This window comes from Amycolatopsis sp. M39 (genome assembly GCF_001651785.1).
Classification (GTDB): Bacteria; Actinomycetota; Actinomycetes; order Mycobacteriales; family Pseudonocardiaceae; genus Amycolatopsis; species Amycolatopsis rubida.
Window position 1 is genome coordinate 457,473 of record NZ_LWSF01000002.1, and the last position, 18,810, is coordinate 476,282.

An 18,810-nucleotide genomic window follows, 5' to 3' on the forward strand; every position below is an offset into this window, starting at 1 on the left:
GCCCAACGTTCAGGGGGATCTCCGGGTTCCCCCTGACCGGTTTCACCCCAGCCAGTCTCCGAGCCGACGCAGTCCCTCGGTCACGTCCTCGGTCGCGCCCGCGAAGGAAAACCGCACGTAGCGGCCGCCGTCGACCGGGTCGAAGTCGATTCCCGGGGTGATCGCGAGGCCGGTGTCGGCGAGTAGCCGCTGGCACCAGCTCAGGCTGTCGGTGGTGTGGTCGGAGACGTCGGCGTAGGCGTAGAACGCGCCGTCGGCCGGGGCGAGCTTGTCGAGCCCGATCTCGCGGAGCCCGGCGAAGAGCAGGTCGCGGTTGCGCCGGTAGTGCTCGACGTGCGCGTCCGCTTCGGCGTACGACTCCGGGGTGAACGCCGTGACCGCCGCGTACTGCGAGACCGCGGGCGGGCAGATGGTGAAGTTGCCGGTGAGGACGTCGACCGCGCGGTGCAGGCGCTGCGGCACCAGCATCCAGCCGAGCCGCCATCCGGTCATCGCGAAGTACTTCGAGAACGACCCGAGCACCAGCGCTTCCCGGCCGTACTGCCAGGCGCAATCGAGCTGCTTGCCATACGAGATGCCGTGGTAGATCTCGTCGCTGATCAGCTGCACGCCGTGCGAGGCGCACCAGCCGGAGATCGCGGCCAGCTCGCCCGGCGGCAGCACGGTCCCGGTGGGGTTGCTGGGACTCGCGACGATGAGCCCGTCAATCGGCCCGAGCCGATCGAGTTGCTCGACGGTCGGCTGGAAATTCGTCTCCGCCGTGGTCGCGAACTCGACGACCTCGCAACCGAGGACGTTCAGCAGATTCCGGTACGCCGGGTAGCCCGGGCGGGCCATCGCGACCCGCGCGCCGGGGTCGAACGCGCTGAGGAACGACAGCAGGAACCCGCCGGACGAACCGGTGGTCATGACGACGTCGGAGGCGATCACGTCGACGTCGTAGGTGCGCCGGTAATGCCCGGCGACGGCTTCCCGCAGCTCAGGAATGCCCAGCTGTTCGGTATAGCCGAGGGTGTGCTTCGCGAGCGCTTCCTGGGCGGCCTTGAGCACCGCCGCCGGAGCGGGCACGGACGGCTGCCCAGCGGCGAGCGAAATCAGGTCGCCGTGGCTGCGCTGCCGGGCCTGCGCCGCGGACAGCACGTCCATCACGTGAAAAGGAGGCACGCCTGCCCGCAACGCGGGTCCGCCGAAAGCACCGATGTCGACCATGCGGCCAGGCTAACCGGCGGAACCGCGTGCGGGGTGCGCCGTCAGTAACCGCGGTACGCGCCGCCGTGCGCCATCGCCGCGATGCCCGGGACGTTGGACATCGAGCCGTACCGGTCGAGCGAGTACCGCACTCCGGCGATGATGTTGTCGACCGGGTTGTAGATGTTGTCGTGCCCGGGCAGCTTGTGCGCGTTGAACGTCGAGTCGATGCACTGCATCAGGCCCTTGGACGGATGCCCGGCCGCGGCGTTCGAATTGCCGGTGAGGAACAGGTGGTCACCCTCCCTTGCCGTCCAGGTGCCCAGTTCGGTCGTCACGCACCAGACATCGCCCCGCCCGGCGCTCTCCTCGCGAAGGAACGCACCGGTGACGATCGGGTTGTTCGCCCGAACCGCGCCCTCGACCTGCCAGGTGTGATGTTCCGCTGTCCGGTCGCTGTAGGACACCCGAGGCCGGGCCCCGGACAGATAGACCGCGAGCATGATCGCGTCGAGGACTTCACCTGGTGCCTGGTAGATCGTGACCTTCGGCTGGGTGTAACCGGGACGAAGGTGCTTGGTGCCCTCCGCGTCGGTGATCGCTTCCAGCCACGCGGAGCGCTGGTCAGCCGACATCGCGAGGACCTGGCTGAAGGCCTCCGACTTCGGATTGCCTGCCCGGCGCAGCAGATCGCGAACGTAATCGTGGTCAAGGCGGAACTGGTGCCGCAGTCCGCGACCGCCTCGATCGTCCACGTACTCCGCGTGCGGTACGTCCGTCAGGAGTTTGCTGATCTTCGCGACCATGTCCGGCTTCGACTGAGCGATTGAGGCGGTGGGCCGGTACTGGCGAGATTCGAGATGCCCGTCTCCGGCGATCCACCCGAGGATCGCGGCCTCGCGCACAGTGACCGCTAGCCCCTCCCCGGTGTCGGCGACTGCCGACAGGAGCAACCGATCGCGGCTGCCGACCTCGCTGGTCGTGACGAACCTGCCCGCAACGGCGTACTCGGAGCGGGCCGGAGCCGACCGCACGCCGTGAATCTTGCGCCGGTGAACCGCGACGCCGTTAGCTGGTTGAACCGAAGCCCGCGGCACCCATCCGCATTCCGGGCACACCAGCGGACCCATCGGCTGTGCTTCGGTACCCCGGGGGAAAGTGAGCCACCGGTGGTTCGGCGTCGTCGTGGCCTGCCAGCGAGTGTTGACCAGTCGCACAAGAGGTGCGTTCTCGTGGTGCACCACCCGGGTGATCTTGGTCCACTCGCTGCGCCGCGTCACCGGATTGAACCCGATGGTCTCGTCCCCGACCTTGACGTCGCGATGCTTCAGCATGCCCCGCCGAGTCAGCACCATCGTGTCCAGCGGCACGCAATCCCAGTTGTTGATCGCGTTCGGATTGCCGCCGGACTCGTGCTGGATGATCGCCCAGATGTTCTTGATGTCCGCGTCGGTCACGTTCACGCCCGCGGCCTGCAGTTCCTTGATCGCTTCCTGGATCCACTGCTGAACGTTGCCGGGCGGCGGAGAGGAGGGCGGACCGCCGCTCGGGCCGAGACCGCCGCCGCCACCGCTGGCACCGCCGCCACCGCCACCGTGATGACCGCCGCCGCCACCGCCGCCGTGGCCGGTGTGCAGGCCGCCGGCGCTCTGCGGGATGGTGCCGTCCGAGTTGGGGAGCGGGACCTTCGAGTAACCGCCCTCGATCTGCGTCTTCATCAGGTCCTGCGACTTCTTGACCATGTCGTCGGCCTGGCCCAGCAGCGGATCGATGGTCTGCTCGGCATTGGTGGCGTCGGTTTGGTTGGCCTTGTTCGCGGCGTCGATGATCGACTGCGACGTCGGGCTGGGCGCCGGGCCCTTCTTGTCCGACTTGGCGTACTCGGCCTCGGCGGTCTGCGCCTTCTGTGCCTTGTCCGACTCGGTCTTGATGCGGTTGTCGATATTCGTCTTGGCGGTGTTGAAGGCCTCGGTGACCTTGCTCTTGATCCCGCCGAGGTCGCTCGACAGCTGCGTCAGGTCCTTGCCGACGTCGTCAAGATGCCCCTGCACCTTGTCGCCGGCCTTGGTGATCTGCGTGACGTACTCGACGAAGGAGTCCGCCGCCGGGCCTTCCCATACTCCGCCTGCCAACGACTTCGTGGAATTGTTCAGCGCGGCACTGTGGTCGCCCGCCTGCTTCGCGGCGTCGCTGAACTGCTGCCCCGCTTTGCTGATCGCGTCCGGGTTGATCTTGTCGACCTTCTTGGACTTCTCGACAATGCCGTTCCAGTTCGGCGGGTAGTCGATCAGCGCCATGCTCTAGCCCCCTCGTGCCTGCTCAGCGGTCTTCGTGGACGGTCAGGTCGGTCTTGTGGACCTGATCGGTTTCCTGGATCAGCCCGGCGGCCTTCTTGAGAATGAAGCTGGTCGCCTCCATCAGCTTCCCGGCCGCGTCGAACTCGCTGTGCACGCCCTGTTTGAACGTGCCGACCGCGCCGTGCACGTCCTTGGAGCCGCCCATCGTGCCGAACGGGCTTTCCGGCTCGTCGTCAACGCCGGTGAGGTGCTTCTTGGACTTTTCGAACTCGTCCTTCAGCTTCTCCACGTTCCTGGCGGCAATGGCCATGGAATCCGGATCGTAGACAGGCACCGTTCGTCATCCCCTTCGCGACACTCGCTTCCCGACCAGTTCGGACGCTCCGCTCACCAGGTCGGTTCCCTGCTTACTCTAAGACTTCGAGCACGTGCCGTGTGCAGTTCTGCCCGACTTCCGGCCGCGAACCCCCGGACCGGGTTATAGCGCGATCGAAAAGGGGTAAAACGGTCACGTCAAAGCGTCAGATCGCGGCCTGCAACTCCCGCACCCGCTCCACGAGCACCGCGTTGTCCGCCGGGCTCACCGTCGCCCAGGTATGCCCGTCCGGATCATCGGTGAGCTGGAACAGATACCGCCCGGAATCGGTGTCGTAGAACGCCGCCACGTGCGGCGACCGGCGCACCGTCCCGTCCCGCAGGATGTGTTCCGCGCAGAACTGGCCGCGGGCCGCCTGTCCCATCAGCATGCCCGCCAGTTCCTGCGCCTCCCACAACGCCACGCCCCGGTCTTCCAAGGCCGTGACCATTGCTTTCGGATCACCCGCGGCAGCCGTGTCGGCGGCAACGAGCGTGCTGTGCGGTACCGAGACCGACTGGCCGACACCCGGGTCGAGCGATCCGGCCACCGTCACCGCGGCGGCGGCGAGCCCGCTGGCGTCAGCGGGGATCAGCCACACCTCGTCCCGGTCGACCACCGCGAGCACGGCCTGGCTGCCCCGGCTCACCGCGCGGCCGCGGATCTCTCGGTCCGCCCACACCCAGACGTCCACCGCTTCCCGCGGACGCGCCAGCAAATGCAGTTGATCGAGCACCGTCCCAGAAGGACGGCGGCCGCGCGCCAGCCGTCGCTGCGCGAGCGAATCCCAGACGGACTCGATCAGCTCGGCCCGTTCGGTGTGCGTGCGCCCTGGCGACGGAACCGCGAGCGTGGCGGGACGCCCGCCCAGGTCCAGCGATTCCCACAGCACATCGAATTCGAGGGCGGTCAGTACCAGGTTCACGGCCGGCGCACGTCTCCGGTGCCGTCACCGAGGACGTCGCGCGTCACCATCCGGCCGTCGGCGAACAGGTCCTTGTCGTCGACTCCGAAGCGGCGCACGTGCTCGTCGTCGCTTTCCTGCGGCGCGGCTTCGGAGAGGTACTTGGCGTCGCCGCCGCCCGGTTTCGGCGCGATCTGCTCGGCTTTGCGCAGCGCGACGGCTTCTTCCTCGGGAAGCTCGTCCACCGGCAACGGCCGGACCAAACCCTTCGGCTGACCGTCTTGTGCGCGGCCTTGCCGTTCGCGGTCGCCGGAAAGCGCGCCACCGGCTACTCCCGCGCCCAAAGCAGCAGCGCCTGCCCCGATTTCTCCGGCAGACGCGCCTCCTGCGCGCGGGGCCGGGGCGTTGCCGGGAGCTTCGGCGACGGGTGGCGGCGGTGCCTGCGGGACGCTGCCGACCAGCCGACCTCGTTGCAGCGCCTGGTTTTCGTGCCCGCCGCCAGGGTAGCTGTCCCCGGCCGAGCCGCCGACCGCGGAACGACCGGATCCGCTTGTGCCGCCCAGGCTTTCGGAGCTGCCCACAGTTCCGCGGTTGGCCGGCGTGCTCTCGGGTCCGCTGCTCGTGCCGCGCGGACCAGTCGGCAGGAACGTGCCAGGCTCCCCGGGCCGTACCGCGCCCGGAACCCGTGTCCCAGAGGGTCCGCCCGAAGTGCTTGGCCCGCTGGGGATTCCCGGCCCGTTGGTCGAACCGACCGACCGAGGCGGATTGCCGTGCGGCACCGATCCCTTCTCCCACCCCGCGGGCGGCGGCGAGGACGGCGGCACGTAGCTGGCCGCGATCACCGGTGCGGCTGGCCGAGGAACCGGTGCCTGCGAAGCCGTGCCGTACGCGGGCGTCGGCGGATCCACGACCGGCGGGGCCGGAGGCGGCGGCGGAACGTACTGCGACTTCACCGACGCCGCGGCGGGCCGTACCTGGCCGTCCGGCGTCACCTCGACCGCGGCGGCCGCGCGGTCGACCGGGCTCGGCCCGCTGCCAGGCTGGACCATCGTGAGCGACTGCGGCTGGCTCAAGGGCTCGGTGGACAGCAGGTTTTCGCCGCTCTGCTGGGCGTAGGCGTTCAACGCCTCGACCGCCTGGCCGCGCGCGTTGTCCGCGGCCTGCACCTGTGCCGCGTGATCGGTCTCGAATCCGAGGAAGCTCGCCACCGAATCAATGAGGGTGAGGCTCTCCGCGCCTTTGCGCACCGCCGCCGGGTCGGGCAGCTTGTACTTGGTGCGGTTGAACGCTTCCCCCTGCGCGAAAAGCATTTCCGCGGTGTGGGTGACCTTCTGCATCGCGTCTTGGGAGAAGCCAGCCTGGTCCGACAGCACCTGCCCGGCCTGTCCGCCCGCCTGGCTCTGCCATTCGACGCCGAGCTTCGCCAGCTGGTCGCGCAGCGTGTGATCGGTACCCGCGAGCGCGGTCGCGATTTCCCGCAGCGCCTCGACAGCGGTGGCGATGCTGGCGATACCATCGCCGGTGCCGAACTTCTCGATCTCGTCGGCGATCGCGGTGTCGGTCCATCCGTCGAAACGGTGGTCGCGGATCCTGCCCGCGAGTTCGGAAATCTCCACGCGCCCTCCCTAGGTCCGGTTCTTCAGGCCCTGCACGGCCAGGCCGGCGGCCTGGGTGGCGATGTCGCACAACTGCGGCTGGCTGAACGCGCCCGCGGTGACCGCGAACTCCTGTGCCGCCATGGTCTGTCCCGCGGCGACGCCGACGAGCACCTCGCAGTCGGCGGGGGTGCCCGCCGCTCGGTAGTTCGTGATCGCCGGATAGCCCTCGACGCTGGTGGCCGCTGTGGTCATGCTGTTCTTGCGTCGCGATCCGGTGAGCCACTCCTGCAGGTCCGCGTTGACGATCCGCAGGTGCAGCACGTGGAACGGCTCGGTCTTGTCCGAATCGAACACGCAGGTGGGCCCGTCCTTCGGCGCGGCGGCCTTGCGCGGCACGCTCGTCACCTTCAGCAGGTCGAGCTGCGCCTGGCCCAGCAGGTCGCACGGATCGGTTCCGGCGATCGGCAAGTCCGATGGCCGCTGCGGCAATGCGGCCGCTTTCGTCTGCTGCGCCAGGGAACTCATCGCGGGCTGTACGGGGTACGCAGTGCCTTGCTCGCCCGAGGAGCAGCTCGCGACCCCGAGCACCGCGACGACGGCGAGGATCGGCTTAGTGGATGCCGTGCGCACCGCGGTCCCCGAACGCCGCGGCCTTGTCCGCGTCGCTGGCCTCGTACGTCTTCGCTGCTTCGCGCAGCTGTCCGACAAGCTTGTGCAGATTGGCGACGTACGCGCGCACCTGCGCCGCATACGACTGATCGCCTTCCGCGACAACCGTGTTCCACGCAGCCATGGCGTTCACACTCACCGTGTCCGACGAAGGAGTGTCGACGCGCAGCTCGCCCAGCCGCGTGAGGAGCTTGTCTTCGAGCGCGCTGACCTGCTCGTCGACCACCCGCGCGACCTCAAGCAGCTTCGCTGGCTCGACCACGATGTCCGCCACGCCCGGCGCTGCCGGAACCGACGAAGCCAGGTCGGTGAGCGGTGTGCTTCCCGGCATGCGCTAACCCCTCCCGTGATACGGACGGTGACCGTACGGACCCGTTTCGAGGCTACCAACCGGCGCGTGAACCCGAGGCGAACTTCGTGGAGAAGCTGTTCAGGCGGGAGCGCTTACTTCCCCGTTGGCCGCGCGCAGTGCGATATCGGTGCGATGGTGCGAGCCCGCGAGGTGTACACGCTCGACAGTCTCGTACGCGTGCTTACGCGCCGCCTTAAGCGTCTTACCGGTGCCGACAACCGACAGCACGCGTCCGCCAGCCGAGATCACCGCACCGTCGTCGCGACGCCGCGTACCCGCGTGAAGCACGCCTTCGATCTCTCCGCCGGTGATGACGTCACCAGTGCGCGGCTTGCCCGGGTACCCGTCCGCAGCAATCACGACGGTGACCGCGGCCCCACCCGACCACTCCAGCGGCGGCAGCTCGGCCAGCTTCCCGGTGGCCGTCGCATTCAGCACAGTGGCCAGCGACGTACGCAGCAGTGCCAGCACAACCTGCGTCTCGGGGTCGCCGAAGCGGCAGTTGAACTCGATCACCTGCGGGCCTTCCGAGGTGAGCGCGAGACCGGCGTAGAGCAGGCCGGAGAACGGGCTGCCCCGGTCGGCGAGCTCGTCCACGACCGGCTGCACGACCCGCGCGACGACGTCGTCCACCAGATCGGCAGGGGCCCACGGCAGCGGTGCGTACGCGCCCATGCCGCCGGTGTTCGGACCGGTGTCGCCGTCGCCGACACGCTTGAAGTCCTGCGCGGGCAGCATCGGCACCACGGTGCGGCCGTCGACGAAGCAGAACAGCGAGGCCTCCGGGCCGTCCAAAAAGGACTCCAGGAGGACCGGGTGACCGCCGTCGAGCAGCATCAGCGCGTGCTTGCGCGCGACCTCGATGTCCTGGGTCACGACCACGCCCTTGCCCGCGGCGAGACCGTCGTCCTTCACGACCCAGGTGGGCCCGAACCGCTGAAGAGCGGCGTCGAGGCGGGCGGGAGTGTCGACGACCTCACTGCGAGCTGTCGGCACCTTCGCGGTCGCCATGACGTCCTTCGCGAACGCCTTCGACCCCTCGATGCGCGCGGCCGCAGCAGACGGTCCGAAGCAGGCGATGCCAGCGTCGCGCACCGCGTCGGCGACGCCCGCGACGAGCGGCACCTCCGGCCCGATCACGACGAGGTCGGCCTTCCACTCCTTGGCCAGAGCCGCGACGGCCTCCGGCTCGGCGAGCTCGACCCCGAGCTGCTCCGCGACCGCAGTCGTGCCGGCATTGCCGGGGGCGCAAGCGAGCGCCGTGACCGCGGGGTCGCCTGCCACCGCGAGGACGAGTGCATGCTCCCGGGCGCCGGAGCCGATTACCAGTACGCGCACGCCGGACAGCGTAACGGTGCGTGTCGCGCCGCGGCAGCGCGCCGTCCGCGACCCCGGCAGCGGACCAGGTGCGCGACTGGTCCGGTGCCGGTCGCATGGTGTCCGGATTCGGGTGCCATCCACCGTTTACCCGGTTGTCAACCGCCCGTCCGGCTGGTGCCGCGCGCCCGACGCTTGCGGCGGCGAGGGTGACGCGGTAGTCGTGGCGAGCTGCGGATCGCCCGGTAGAGAAAGGTCCCCCATGAAGCGCAAACGCCTCGGCGTGCTCGCCCTGTCCGGCCTGGCCCTGCTCGGCGTCGCCGGTCTCGCGATCGGCCCGGCCGCCGCGAGCGAGGAGACGGCCGCGGGTGCGGCCGCGCACGGTCCCCGGCACGATGGCCCGGTGATCGTCGGACACCGGGGCGCGCCCGGCTACCGCCCGGAGCACACGCTCGCGTCGTACGAACTCGCCTACCGGATGGGCGTGGACTACGTCGACGTCGACCTGGTGCCGACCAAGGACGGCCAGCTCGTCGCCCGGCACGAGCCGGAGATCGGCGGCACCACCGACGTCGCGAACCATCCGGAGTTCGCCTCGCGCAAGACCACGAAGGTCATCGACGGAACCACGATGACCGGCTGGTTCACCGAGGACTTCACCCTCGCCGAGCTGAAGACGCTCTACGCCAAGGAGCGGATCCCGCAGAACCGGCCGAACAACCAGCTCTACGACGGCCGCTACCGGATCGCCACCTATCAGGAGGTGCTCGACCTGACCCGGCGGCTCGGCCACGAACTGCACCGGACGCTGGGCACCTACCCCGAGGTCAAGCACTCGACGTACTTCAGCTCGATCGGGAACCCGACCGAACCGAAGCTGGTATCGATCCTCAACCGCAACGGCCTGAACCGGCCGAACGCGCCGGTGATCATCCAGTCGTTCGAGGTGTCGAACCTCCAGGCACTGCACAAGCAGGTGCGGGTGCCGCTGCTGCAGCTCACCGAGGCGACGGGCGCTCCGGCCGACTTCGTCGCGAAGGGCGACAAGCGCACGTACGCCGACCTGGTCACGCCCGCCGGCCTGCGCGAGATCGCCAAGTACGCGAAGTACCTCGGCCCGGACAAAGGCCAGATCATCCCGCGAGACGCGCAGGACAACCTCGGCAAGCCCACCGCGCTGATCGCCGACGCGCACCGCGCCGGGCTTGAGGTGCAGCCCTACACTTTCCGCAACGAAAACCCGTTCCTGCCCGCGAACCTGCGCTCCTCGGCCAGCCCGAGTGCTTTCGGCAAGGTGTTCGCGGAGGAAGCGGCGTTCTTGAAGGCCGGGGTCGACGGATTCTTCGCCGACCAGCCGGACACCGCACTGGAATCGGTGCGGGACTTCGCCGGTCGCTGAGTTTTCCGCTGGTTCCGCCTGGCCCGCCGGTGACGTTCGCGTCGCCGGCGGGCCGTTTTCGCGGTTGCTCAATGATCGTGACGATGGAGTGCGCCGCGAAGCGCGCGAGCGATCGTTCGCTGCAACCGCCGCAGGATCTTGATCGTCTCCTCGTCCGAGAAGCCGGTGGTTATCGACCAATCACAGCCTGAACCGAACACATCGCTGGCGAAGACGATTTCGGTAGCCACCAGCATCCGCCGCCAGCCCCGAGGGCCGAGCGGATCGCCAGCGGTGAGAGCCGCATGCAGACGACGACCCTCTTCGTACAGATCAGCCACGCTCCGGAAGCCCATCGCCACCGCGAGCGCTTCAGTGCAATGTGCTGGCCCACCCCACTCGGCCAGTCCGCGACCCAGTACTTTGCGCTCGTCGTCGGCCAACTCGATCGCGACCAACTCTTCGGCTCTCACCAGCAGATCATGGCCTGCGCCCGCAGTCCTCCCGCAGATGACCGGTTCGAGTGATGCGATCTCGAACAATTGTTCGAGATACTGGTCTTGTGTTGATCACTCAGACCCGGACCGCCCTGCGCCGTTCGGAGGAGCTTCCGCCCAGCCACCAGCGAAACCTTGACACCCGCGAACGCCGGGAGCTAACTTCTGCGCACTCTCAATGGTCTGTCCGCATACCTTTCAGGTGGGTGCCCGATGGATGTCTCCGACCAGCAGACCGGCCAATCCGACGAAGACAGCGCTCGCCTGCACGCGCTCGGCTACGCGCAGGAACTCAAACGCACGATGTCGGCGTTCTCGAACTTCGCCGTGTCGTTCACGATCATCTCGATCCTGTCCGGCTGTCTCACGCTGTACGGCTTCGGCATGAAAACCGGCGGCCCGGCGGCGATGATCTGGGGCTGGCCACTGGTCGGGCTGTTCGTGGTGCTGGTCGGGCTNGTCGGGCTGGGCATGGCGGAGGTGTGCTCAAGCTACCCAACCGCGGGCGGGCTTTATTACTGGGCCGCGAAACTGGCGACCCGCAACGGCCCGGCGTGGTCGTGGTTCACCGGCTGGTTCAACCTGATCGGACAGATCGCGGTGACCGCGGGCATCGACTTCGGAGCCGCGCTCTTCCTCAACGCGTTCCTCGATCTGCAGTGGGGCTTCAGCGCGACGCCGGGCCACACGATTTTGTTGCTGGCCATCATTCTTGTCGCGCACGGGGTGCTGAACACCTTCGGCGTGCGAGTGGTGGCGGTACTGAACAGCGTCAGCGTGTGGTGGCATTTGCTGGGCGTGCTGGTGATCGTGGGCGTGCTCGTGTTCGTGCCGGCGAAGCATCAGGAAGCGTCGTTCGTGTTCGGCAGCTTCGTGAACCAGACCGGCTGGGGTTCCGCACCGTACGTGTTCTTGCTGGGTTTGCTGCTGGCGCAGTACACCCTGACCGGTTACGACGCCTCGGCGCACATGACGGAGGAAACCAAGAACGCCGCGAAAGCGGGCCCGCGCGGAATCATCAACTCGATCCTCGTGTCGCTGGTCGCGGGCTGGATCCTGTTGATCGGCCTGACGTTCGCGATCCAGGACTACGACGGAGCCGTCAACTCGGCGACCGGCGTCCCGCCAGCCCAGATCTTCATCGACGCGACCGGCGCGGTGACCGGCAAATTCCTGCTCCTGATCTGCATCGGCGCACAGCTGTTCTGCGGCATGGCCTCGGTGACCGCGAACTCCCGCATGATCTACGCCTTCGCCCGCGACGGTGCGATCCCGGGCTCGAAGATCTGGCACAACATCAACAAACGAACCCAGACCCCGACCAACGCAGTATGGCTAGCGGCGGTCGGTGCACTGGTGCTGGCGCTGCCGTACCTGTGGAGCGCGACGGCTTACGCAGCAGTCACCTCGATCGCGACAGTGGGCCTGTACGTCGCGTACGTGATCCCGGTCTTCCTCCGCGTCCGCCGCGGCGACAGCTTCGAGAAGGGCCCGTGGAACCTGGGCCGCTGGGGCAAACCAATCGGCATCGTCGCGACGGGATGGGTCGTGGTGATTTTCGTGCTCTTCATGCTCCCCCAAGCAAGCCCGATCACAGTCGACTCGTTCAACTACACGCCGATCGCCTTCCTGGTAGTCCTGGGCGGAGCGGCCCTGTGGTGGGCCCTGTCGGCGCGGAAGTGGTTCACCGGCCCGAAGGTGCAGGGTTCGGCGGAGGAATTGGCCGCGGTGGAGAAGGAACTGAAGGAACTCGGCTAATCCCGAGGGTTCCCAAGACGGACGACCTTCCGCCACCCGGCACCACTCCGTTCGGCGCCGCTCCACCCGGACACCGCTTCGCCCGGCGCACCGCCCTGCACCGCTCCGTCCGACAGCCCGCGCTTGGCGCCACTCCACCCGACACCACTCCGTTCAGCACCACTCCACCCAGCGCCACTCCACCCAGCGCCACTCCACCCGGACACCACTCCGTTCAGCACCACTCCACCCGGACACCGCTTCGTCCGGCGCGGCGCACCGCCCTGCACCGCTTCGTCCGGCGGCCCATGCCTGGCACCACTCCACCCAGCAGCGCCTGGCCCGGCACCACTCGACCCGGACACCGCTTCGTCCGGCGCGGCCCACCGCCCTGCACCGCCCCGTCCGGCGGCCCATGCCTGGCACCACTCCACCCAGCAGCGCCTGGCCCGGCACCGCTTCGCCGCGAAGCACCTGACCGGCGTCCGCGAGCAGGGCCGGCCATTCGCCGAATCGCCGTGCGCCGACCACGAGTCCGCTCTGCGGCGGGGTGAACCCGCCAACCGGCACGTCGCCACGTCCGTCATTCCTGGGCTTCCTCCGTGTCGCCCGACCACGATTCACGCGGCACCGTCCGGCGACCTCACCCCTCACTGCCCCCGACCTCCGCACCGCCGACTCGTCCTCGCCTCAGCGCCGAGCAGCCATCCTCTCCGCCCAGCCACGCCACTGCCCACCCATAACCGACCACCACGGCAACACCGGGCCGCCCTGCCACCCGGCGACGAACACCCGTGGGCACTGCCTCCAAGCAGCGAACCCAGGCACCCGCCGTCGATCCACCAGCCCGGCACCCGTCCCCTCACCATCCGCCAGCCGACCCGACGGCACTGTCCCGCACACAGCGAGCCCCAGCACCCGCCGTCGATCCACCCATTCCTCGCCCACCCAGCGCCACCGCCGGCTAACCCCGTGGGAACTGTCCCCAAGGCAACGAACCCCGGCACCGGCGCGGATCCACCCGACACCTCAGCCCCGGAAAGGCTCATGCCCGCCCCGCTCACCAGCGCCCCACGCGGCCCGCCAGCAAACCGGCCGCGGCCAACCCGTCCGCCTCACGTCGAAGGGAGTCCCGACACGAACCCACGCCATCCGCGTCCCGCCGGATCGATGAGTCAAGATGCCAAGCATGGAGACCTTGACGCTGGTCGGCGTGCTCGCCGGGTCGCTGGGGCTGACCGCGGTCGCCCGGCGGTTCAACCTGTCCGCGCCGCTGCTCATCGTGGTGGTCGCGCTGGGGATCGCGTTGATTCCCGGTGTTCCGCGGGTCGAGTTGGAGCCCGAGCTGATCCTGACCGTCGTGCTGCCGCCGTTGCTGTACTCGACGTCGCTGGAGAGTTCGATCTCCCACTTTCGTGCGAACTTGCGGCCGATCATCACGCTTGGCGTGCTGCTCGTGGTGGCGACCGCGTTCGTGATCGCGTTCGTCGTGCATCTGCTGCTGCCCGATTTGCCGTGGGCGTCGGCGCTGGTGCTCGGGGCGGTCGTGTCTCCGCCGGACGCGGTCACGGCTGTCGCGATCGGACGGCGGCTCGGGCTGCCGCGCGGCGTGATGACGGTGCTCACCGGCGAAAGCCTGGTGAACGACGCGGCCGCGCTCACGCTGTACAAGGTCGCGCTCGCGGCGGTGGTCGGGACCGCGGGATCGCTCGGGCACGGGTTCGCGGTCTTCGCTGTCGCGACGGTGCTCGGCATTCTCGTCGGGCTGGTCGCGGGCGGGGTCGTCGAGCTGATCCGCACGAGGCTGGACGACCCGCTGCTCGAATCGGCGTTCGGGATCGTGGTGCCGTTCGCGGCATACGTCACCGCTGAACACCTGCATCCGTTCGGGGCGGAGTTCAGCGGGTCCGGCGTACTGGCGGTCGTCACGGCGGGGCTGTTCCTCGGGCACCGGTCGTTGCGGGCCTCGCCTGCGACGCGGGTGCAGGACCGGTCTGTCTGGGCGTCGATCGACGTCATGCTTGAGGCGCTGGTGTTCGCGTTGATGGCGCTGCAGCTGCCGTTCGTGCTCGACGGGGCGCAGCATGCCGCACGAGACAACGGGACGCTCGCGTTGTCGGCGATCGTCGTGTTGCTCGCCACGATGTTCGTGCGGATTCCCGCGGTCTTCCTGTCCAGCTACCTGCCCCGGTCGCTGCAACTTCTCAGACGCACGAAGCACGATCCGCCTGCCTGGCGTTCGCTGGCGGTGATCTCCTGGACCGGGATGCGTGGCGTCGTCACCATCGCCGCCGCGTCCGGCGTGCCTGCGGATACGCCTGGTCGCGCGGAGATCCAGCTGTTCGCGTTCTCCGTCGCGGTCGGGACCGTGCTCATCCAAGGGCTCACGCTGCCACCACTGATCCGGCTGCTCAAAGTCCAAGACCCGGACGAGGACGCGCGCGACCAGGCCGAGGAACTGGCCGCGCGCAAGATCGCGCAGAAAGCCGCGCACGAACGGCTGCGTGAACTCGCCCGGGACCAACTGTCCACTTTAGACATAGAGCCGGAGAAGATGAAACGGCTCGAAGAACGACTGGAACGCGTGGTGGACACCCGTTACCGGTTCGCGCAGGCCGCGATCACCCTGTCCGGCGAGGAGCGCCGCGACAGTCCGCAAGCGCAGTTCGCCAAGGCGCGGCGGGAACTTCTCATCACCCAGCGAGCAGCGATGATCGAGGAGAACCGCGCCGGCCGCCTTGACGACGACGTCCTGCAGAAGGTCCTGCGCGAACTCGACCTGGAAGAGATGTCCGTAACGACAACGCTTACGAACCGGATGAGTTGAGCTCGCCCGTCAATCGCCAGGTACGCCGCCGGTCCTCGTCGGTGTGCAGGGCGGTCTGGGTGAGCAGCACGTCGGTCGCGCCGGCGTCGAAGTAACGCCGCACGCCGGCGGCGACCGTCTCCTCGTCGCCGATCAACACCAGCTCCGCCGCGCTTTCGACGCCGCCCTCCTTCAGGATGCGCTGATACGACGGGATCGAACCGTAGAAGCCGAGTTGCTGCACCGCGAGTTCGCGCACCGCGTCGACGTCGCTGGTCACCACTGCCGGGACAGCCGCGATCACGCGCTTGCCAGGACCGATCCCGGGCACGATCAGGTTCGAGATAGCCCGCGGGCTGGCCAGGTACGGCAGCGTGCCGTCAGCCAGCTCCCCGGTCGCCCGCAATGCTTGCGGCCCCATCGCGGCGACGAGCACCGGCACCGGCGCGGCCGGTGCCGGTTCCGACAGGTGCACCTCGACCGTCGAGCCGGTGAAGTCGACTTGCTCGCCGGCGAACAACGCCCGCAGAACAGTCAGGTATTCGCGCAGGTGCCGCACCGGCGGCGGATACGGCGTGCCGTAGACGGGTTCGAGGAAGTTCTTCGCGCCAAGACCGATGCCCAGCGTGAACCGCCCGGCGGACGCCTCGCTCGCCGTGCGCGCCGCGGCGGCCAGCGTCAGCGGATGCCGCGGATAGATCGGCACGACGGACGTGCCGATCTCGACTCGCGACGTCACCTGGCCGGCCAGCGCGGCCAGCGCCAGCGCGTCGTGACCGGAGGGCAGCTGGGAGAACCAGATCGACGCCGCGCCCGCCTCCTCGGCCTCGCGCGCCTGGTCCAGCACTTCGGGCACAGTGATGTTCGCCTGCGGACGGGCAGGCACGGTCAGTCCGACGCTCATACCTTCCAATTATCCAGGTACACCGCCGGTTTCCCGCCAATTAGGACAACCCGGTGCCTTTGCGCCAGCCGCGTTCTCAGCCGCCGAGAGCCCCTGCCCCGTGCCCCAGCAGACCCGCACCCTGGACGTCCGACGAATCCAGGAGGACCGATGTCACTGACCGACGTCATCGACGGCACCCGCCAGGCCGTGCGGACGGACCGGCACAACGCGGCGGTGTCGTTCAGCGTCGAGCACGCGCTGGCCGAGAACACCGCGACCGTGGTGGACGTCCGGGTGCGCGACCACGCGTTCACTGTGGACGAGCCGCCCGAACTCGGCGGCACCGACCAGGCGGCGAACCCGGTCGAGTACGCGCTGGCCGCGCTCGGGTCCTGCCAGGTGATCACGTACCAGTTCTGGGCCGCCCGCCTCGGCATCCCGCTGGACGCAGTGCGCGTGCAGGTGGACGGCGACCTGGACCTCCACGGCTTCTTCGGCTTCGACGAATCGACCCGGCCCGGCTTCAGCGACGTGCGGGTGTCCGTGGAACTCGACGGCCCGGCCGCACCCGAGGTCTACGAACAACTCCGCCGCGCGGCGGACGAGCATTGCCCGGTGCTCGACCTGTTCCGCAACCAAACCCCGGTCACCACAACGGTTCGCTAGGCACAACGGCCAGGCCAGCGGGAAACCAGCCTGGGCGCTCAACCGGAAAGATCAGGCGAACTCGTGCCGCACGATCGTCTGCTCCCGCCCGGGACCGACGCCGATCGCCGAAACCCGCGCGCCCGACAGTTCCTCGATCCGCTCGACGTAGGCCCGCGCGTTGGCGGGCAGCTCGTCGTACGTGCGGCAGTTCGAGATGTCCTCGAACCAGCCCGGCAGCTCTTCGTAGATCGGGACCGCGTGGTGCACGTCGGTCTGGGTCATCGGCATGTCCGAGGTGCGGAAGCCGTCCACCTCGTAGCCGACGCACACCGGGACCTTTTCCAGGCCGGACAGCACGTCCAGCTTGGTCAGGAAGTAGTCGGTGATGCCGTTGACCCGCACCGCGTAGCGGGCGATCACCGCGTCGAACCAGCCGGTGCGCCGGGAGCGGCCGGTGGTGACGCCGAATTCGCCGCCCTGCTTGCGCAGGTACTCGCCGGACTCGTCGTCCAGTTCGGTCGGGAACGGGCCGGAGCCCACGCGGGTCGTGTACGCCTTCAGGATGCCCAGCACGGTCGTGATGCGGCCCGGGCCGATGCCCGAACCCGAGCCCGCTCCGCCGGACGTCGGGTTCGACGACGTGACGAACGGGTACGTGCCGTGGTCCACGTCGAGCAGCGTGCCCTGCGAACCCTCCAGCAGCACTGTCTCGCCGCGCTCCAGCGCCTGGTTCAGCTGCAGCCGGGTGTCGGCGATGCGGTGCGCGAACTTCTCGCCCGCCGCGAGCACCTCGTCGGCGACCTGGTCCGCGTCGAGTGCCTTGCGGTTGTAGACCTTGACCAGCACCTGGTTCTTGAACTCCAGCGCCGCCTCGACCTTCTGGCGGAAGATCTTCTCGTCGAGCAGGTCCTGCACGCGGACGCCGACGCGGGCGATCTTGTCCTGGTAGCACGGGCCGATACCGCGGCCGGTGGTGCCGATCTTGCGGCTGCCGAGGTAGCGCTCGGTGACTTTGTCGATCGCCACGTGGTAGGGCATGATCAAGTGCGCGTCGGCCGAGATCAGCAGCTTGCTGGTGTCGACGTCGCGCTCCTCGAGACCGGCCAGCTCGTCCAGCAGCACACCGGGGTCGATGACCACGCCGTTGCCGATGACGTTCGTCACGCCCGGCGTCAGGATCCCCGACGGGATGAGGTGCAGCGCGAAGTTCTCGCCGTTCGGCAGCACGACCGTGTGGCCCGCGTTGTTGCCGCCCTGGTAGCGGACGACCCACTGGACGCGGTCGCCGAGCAGGTCGGTGGCCTTGCCCTTGCCCTCGTCCCCCCACTGGGCACCGATCAGCACGATGGCCGGCATGTGACACTCCAGGTGTTCGGCAATAGGAATAGTGGCCCCGGACGGGGACACGGGTGGCGCTGGTAAATGCCGGTGCATGACTTTAACGGAGGACGCCGGAGTGCGCGGAATCGTGGTGGCCTGCGGTGCCGCGGCGGATCTCCCCGCGCGGCTCGGCGACGTCCCGCTGGTGCACGCCGGGCCCCGTCCCGGCAAGGCGGAAATCGACTCCTTGCAGGGGGAACACGACCGGTTGGTCGTGCTTGGCTCCGACGCCGACCTCGCCGCCGTGGTGGTGCGTCTCATGCGCCGCGAACTCCTCCCGGGCGTGTCAGTGGGTTTCGTGGCCACTGAGCCCGCCTCTCGCGTCGCCGCGCACTGGCGGCTGCCTTCGGACCCGGACGAGGCGTTCGCGCTCGCCTGGAAGGGCACGGACGCGGAAATCTCCCTCGTGCGCGACGACACCGGCGGCGTGCTCCTCGGGCACGCGACCTTGCGCGATGTCAAGGGCCAGGCGTATTGCGACGAACAGGTGGCTTTCGACGGCTCGGTTTCCGCCATCGAGGTCGCGCCGGACGACTCCGGGGTGACCGCTCGAATCACCCGCGGCAAGCTCCTCAAACGGTCCTCGACCTTCCGCGGCCGCGCCTTCCAGCTCGGCTGCGTGCCGACGTCTTCGCTGGTCATCGACGGTGTCCCGCAGGATCGCGCGATCACCCGGCGGACCTGGTACCGGCATACCGCCGACCTTCGCGCGGTCCGCGGCTGACCCTCCCGCCCCGGGCGAGGTTCAGGCCAGCTGGGACTCTCGGTGACTTTCTGTTCACAGAAGGTCGGCTTCCT

Annotated in this window: 15 protein-coding genes and 2 pseudogenes; 5 read left to right on the forward strand and 12 right to left on the reverse strand. The window is 68.7% G+C overall.

Going from position 1 to position 18,810, the window contains the following annotated elements; translation table 11 throughout:
• Positions 1-42: 42 nt before the first annotated feature.
• The 9 genes and pseudogenes from A4R44_RS06940 to purD all read right to left on the reverse strand — a co-directional run bounded on the left by A4R44_RS06940 (position 43) and on the right by purD (position 8,701).
• Positions 43-1,209, reverse strand: coding sequence for a pyridoxal phosphate-dependent aminotransferase (locus A4R44_RS06940; RefSeq protein WP_067577413.1), 1,167 nt, complete (start codon positions 1,207-1,209; stop codon positions 43-45).
• A gap of 41 nt (positions 1,210-1,250) precedes the next feature.
• Positions 1,251-1,466: pseudogene (locus A4R44_RS45365) on the reverse strand (transglycosylase SLT domain-containing protein); the annotation flags it as partial.
• A gap of 1,734 nt (positions 1,467-3,200) precedes the next feature.
• Positions 3,201-3,485 (reverse strand): annotated as a pseudogene (locus A4R44_RS50060) (WXG100 family type VII secretion target); the annotation flags it as partial.
• A gap of 22 nt (positions 3,486-3,507) precedes the next feature.
• Positions 3,508-3,819 (reverse strand): hypothetical protein, encoded by a 312-nt coding sequence (locus A4R44_RS06950; protein WP_067577414.1) that lies wholly within the window; start codon positions 3,817-3,819, stop codon positions 3,508-3,510.
• 187 nt (positions 3,820-4,006) lie between these two features.
• Entirely contained in the window at positions 4,007-4,765 is a 759-nt protein-coding gene (locus A4R44_RS06955; protein WP_067577416.1) for an ESX secretion-associated protein EspG, read from the reverse strand.
• Positions 4,762-6,360: a PPE domain-containing protein gene (locus A4R44_RS06960; RefSeq protein ID WP_067577419.1), complete on the reverse strand. Its 1,599-nt coding sequence runs from the start codon at positions 6,358-6,360 to the stop codon at positions 4,762-4,764. The genes A4R44_RS06955 and A4R44_RS06960 overlap by 4 nt, the downstream gene beginning before the upstream one ends.
• 9 nt (positions 6,361-6,369) lie before the next feature.
• Entirely contained in the window at positions 6,370-6,972 is a 603-nt protein-coding gene (locus tag A4R44_RS06965; protein ID WP_095213220.1) for a DUF3558 domain-containing protein, read from the reverse strand.
• Positions 6,953-7,342 (reverse strand): PE domain-containing protein, encoded by a 390-nt coding sequence (locus A4R44_RS06970; protein ID WP_037354127.1) that lies wholly within the window; start codon positions 7,340-7,342, stop codon positions 6,953-6,955. The genes A4R44_RS06965 and A4R44_RS06970 overlap by 20 nt, the downstream gene beginning before the upstream one ends.
• A gap of 99 nt (positions 7,343-7,441) precedes the next feature.
• The gene (gene purD / locus A4R44_RS06975) at positions 7,442-8,701 is read right to left on the reverse strand and encodes a phosphoribosylamine--glycine ligase (protein ID WP_067577420.1); all 1,260 of its coding nucleotides are present in this window, start codon (positions 8,699-8,701) and stop codon (positions 7,442-7,444) included.
• Between the two features lie 241 nt (positions 8,702-8,942).
• Here purD and A4R44_RS06980 point away from each other — a divergent pair, with 241 nt between their 5' ends.
• The gene (locus tag A4R44_RS06980; RefSeq protein ID WP_067577422.1) at positions 8,943-10,079 is read left to right on the forward strand and encodes a glycerophosphodiester phosphodiesterase; all 1,137 of its coding nucleotides are present in this window, start codon (positions 8,943-8,945) and stop codon (positions 10,077-10,079) included.
• Between the two features lie 68 nt (positions 10,080-10,147).
• Here A4R44_RS06980 and A4R44_RS06985 read toward each other — a convergent pair whose 3' ends face one another.
• Positions 10,148-10,600: a hypothetical protein gene (locus tag A4R44_RS06985; protein WP_095213221.1), complete on the reverse strand. Its 453-nt coding sequence runs from the start codon at positions 10,598-10,600 to the stop codon at positions 10,148-10,150.
• A gap of 168 nt (positions 10,601-10,768) precedes the next feature.
• On the opposite strand from A4R44_RS06985, the gene A4R44_RS06990 reads away from it, so the two are divergent.
• Both A4R44_RS06990 and A4R44_RS06995 read left to right on the forward strand, forming a co-directional pair.
• A complete protein-coding gene (locus tag A4R44_RS06990; protein ID WP_067577424.1) occupies positions 10,769-12,313 on the forward strand; it encodes an amino acid permease in 1,545 nt (514 codons plus the stop codon).
• A gap of 1,168 nt (positions 12,314-13,481) precedes the next feature.
• Entirely contained in the window at positions 13,482-15,119 is a 1,638-nt protein-coding gene (locus A4R44_RS06995) for a Na+/H+ antiporter (RefSeq protein WP_067577426.1), read from the forward strand.
• Here A4R44_RS06995 and A4R44_RS07000 read toward each other — a convergent pair.
• A complete protein-coding gene (locus tag A4R44_RS07000; RefSeq protein ID WP_067577428.1) occupies positions 15,100-16,002 on the reverse strand; it encodes a TIGR03564 family F420-dependent LLM class oxidoreductase in 903 nt (300 codons plus the stop codon). The genes A4R44_RS06995 and A4R44_RS07000 overlap by 20 nt on opposite strands.
• 150 nt (positions 16,003-16,152) lie before the next feature.
• Between A4R44_RS07000 and A4R44_RS07005 the strand changes: the two genes are divergently transcribed.
• Positions 16,153-16,650, forward strand: a complete 498-nt coding sequence (locus tag A4R44_RS07005; RefSeq protein ID WP_067577430.1) for an OsmC family protein — start codon at positions 16,153-16,155, stop codon at positions 16,648-16,650.
• Positions 16,651-16,701: 51 nt separating this feature from the next.
• Here A4R44_RS07005 and A4R44_RS07010 read toward each other — a convergent pair whose 3' ends face one another.
• Positions 16,702-17,988 carry an adenylosuccinate synthase gene (locus tag A4R44_RS07010; protein WP_067577432.1) on the reverse strand — a complete coding sequence of 429 codons (1,287 nt, stop codon included), beginning with the start codon at positions 17,986-17,988 and terminating at the stop codon, positions 16,702-16,704.
• A gap of 76 nt (positions 17,989-18,064) precedes the next feature.
• Between A4R44_RS07010 and A4R44_RS07015 the strand changes: the two genes are divergently transcribed.
• The gene (locus tag A4R44_RS07015) at positions 18,065-18,736 is read left to right on the forward strand and encodes a hypothetical protein (RefSeq protein ID WP_202506295.1); all 672 of its coding nucleotides are present in this window, start codon (positions 18,065-18,067) and stop codon (positions 18,734-18,736) included.
• Positions 18,737-18,810: the final 74 nt, after the last annotated feature.

What these genes read in the sequence shown, in the direction of transcription:
- A4R44_RS06940 (WP_067577413.1), bottom strand. Translation starts at nt 1,209, where the DNA reads ATGGTCGACATCGGTGCTTTCGGCGGACCCGCGTTGCGGGCAGGCGTG.
- A4R44_RS06970 (WP_037354127.1), bottom strand. Translation starts at nt 7,342, where the DNA reads ATGCCGGGAAGCACACCGCTCACCGACCTGGCTTCGTCGGTTCCGGCA.
- A4R44_RS06980 (WP_067577422.1), top strand. Translation starts at nt 8,943, where the DNA reads ATGAAGCGCAAACGCCTCGGCGTGCTCGCCCTGTCCGGCCTGGCCCTG.
- A4R44_RS06995 (WP_067577426.1), top strand. Translation starts at nt 13,482, where the DNA reads ATGGAGACCTTGACGCTGGTCGGCGTGCTCGCCGGGTCGCTGGGGCTG.
- A4R44_RS07000 (WP_067577428.1), bottom strand. Translation starts at nt 16,002, where the DNA reads ATGAGCGTCGGACTGACCGTGCCTGCCCGTCCGCAGGCGAACATCACT.
- A4R44_RS07005 (WP_067577430.1), top strand. Translation starts at nt 16,153, where the DNA reads ATGTCACTGACCGACGTCATCGACGGCACCCGCCAGGCCGTGCGGACG.
- A4R44_RS07010 (WP_067577432.1), bottom strand. Translation starts at nt 17,988, where the DNA reads ATGCCGGCCATCGTGCTGATCGGTGCCCAGTGGGGGGACGAGGGCAAG.
- A4R44_RS07015 (WP_202506295.1), top strand. Translation starts at nt 18,065, where the DNA reads ATGACTTTAACGGAGGACGCCGGAGTGCGCGGAATCGTGGTGGCCTGC.